Genomic DNA, 1,730 nt, shown 5'->3' on the forward strand with positions numbered 1-1,730 from the left:
GTGCCGGATGTTAGAAAAATACATGGATGCCGACATCGGCCGTGAAATGTTAGAACGCATTGATGCAATGGAGCGCATTGATGAGATAACGGGACAGTCAGTGGGATTGACTTATCACCAAAATGGACAGGAGTATCATGGTGCTCATTTTGATTCGCAAAAGCTTATTCAAGCCTTACAAGCCTATGTTGACGGGTATGATGGTTGGAACGAGACCAAGAATTGGGCTGCGATGGATGCTGCGTGGCTACAAGTTGGGCTTGCTCAGCGCGATGTGGTCGTTCATATTGCAAATGAATATTGTAGAATGGACCGGTCATTTTTGGTCGATAATGGCGAGCTTCCATCGTTCAAAGAGGATACCTTACCAAGGTCATTGACTTTTTTTAATTGGAATTGGGTGATAGGCAATAAAACTGATTCGTGGTTTCCACTTGCGATCGATTCTACTTCGGGTCTCGGTTTTGATTTCGCGGTGGGCAGCCTCTACGGTGGTGGAGCGCGGGAGTTCGGCGATTCGTGCTGCATGATAGCGTCCGCCCTGGCAATTGATTTGGCGGCCATCCGCCGCCTTGATGAAGTGAGAACCGCAGAGCTCACGCAATCGCGTGAAAATTTAGATTCTCTGGCAAGGTCGCAAGGACTCTCAAGGTAATTAACGTCAGTTATGGATAAGGAAATTATAAGCTTTTGAAATATTGAATAAAAAGGTGGTGCTTGATAGATTTGACGCTTTTTAAACCGCCAAGTTTTGAAAGGAGCCAAGATGCTATTAGCACCACTAGTTGAAACTTTCTGAGACATAGACGATTTTTGCAAGCACTATGAAAGTAACAAGCTGGTTAAGTTTCTGGAAGTGGATGAGATGAAGAAACGAAACAGAAGTACTCAGTTATCGATAAGCTGATTTAGTTCTACCATCGGTGCTAACATCTTGTTTCCTTACATAATTCAGGCGTGAATTTTAAAAAAACAAAATGTATATGGCACCGATATCCTTTTCAATAATTCAATGAGATAACCTTATTCCTATACCGAGCTGAGGTTAAACAAATTAGAAAATGAGAAGCTTCTGCTTATCCATAACTGACGTTAATTACCTTGAGAGTCCTTGCGACCTTGCCAGAGAATCTAAATTTTCACGCGATTGCGTGAGCTCTGCGGTTCTCACTTCATCAAGGCGGCGGATAGCCGCCAAATCAAGGCTATTGCCCAGCGGGCAACCGGCCTCGCAGTTGGCGCCGCCCGCCCGCCACTGACGAATTACTGTAAACTGAAAACCAAGCCCCGAAGTAGAAGCGTCGGCCAAAGGGAACCAAGAATCATTTTCACCTTTCACCCCATTATAAAAAGTCAACGTCCTCGGTAATATATCCTCTTTGAAAGACGGAAGATTGCAGTTGACCAAAAATGAGCGGTCTTTGCGACAGTATTCTTGTGCGACATGTGCAGGAACCTCGCGCTGGGCTTTGCCCACAGCCATCCAGGCTGCGTTAAGCTCATCCCAATCCTCCATTCTCCTCCATTCATCAAAATTATTACTATAGTGCTCTAGTGCTGTGATGAGTGGCGTGAAATCAAAATGAGCACCATGATACTCCTGTCCATTTTGGTGATAAGTCAATCCCACTGACTGTCCCGTTATCTCATCAATGCGCTCCATTGCATCAATGCGTTCTAACATTTCACGGCCGATGTCGGCATCCATGTATTTTTCTAACATCCGGCAC

At 45.0% G+C, this 1,730-nt stretch carries 2 pseudogenes; one reads left to right on the top strand and one right to left on the bottom strand.

Annotated features, from left to right (window positions below):
• Nucleotides 1–655, top strand: a pseudogene (locus tag E1O52_RS12885) (hypothetical protein); the annotation flags it as partial.
• Between the two features lie 441 nt (nt 656–1,096).
• Here the strand turns inward: E1O52_RS12885 and E1O52_RS12890 are convergent.
• Nucleotides 1,097–1,730, bottom strand: a pseudogene (locus E1O52_RS12890) (hypothetical protein); the annotation flags it as partial.

The organism is Legionella nagasakiensis (assembly GCF_900639915.1).
Lineage (GTDB): Bacteria > Pseudomonadota > Gammaproteobacteria > Legionellales > Legionellaceae > Legionella_A > Legionella_A nagasakiensis.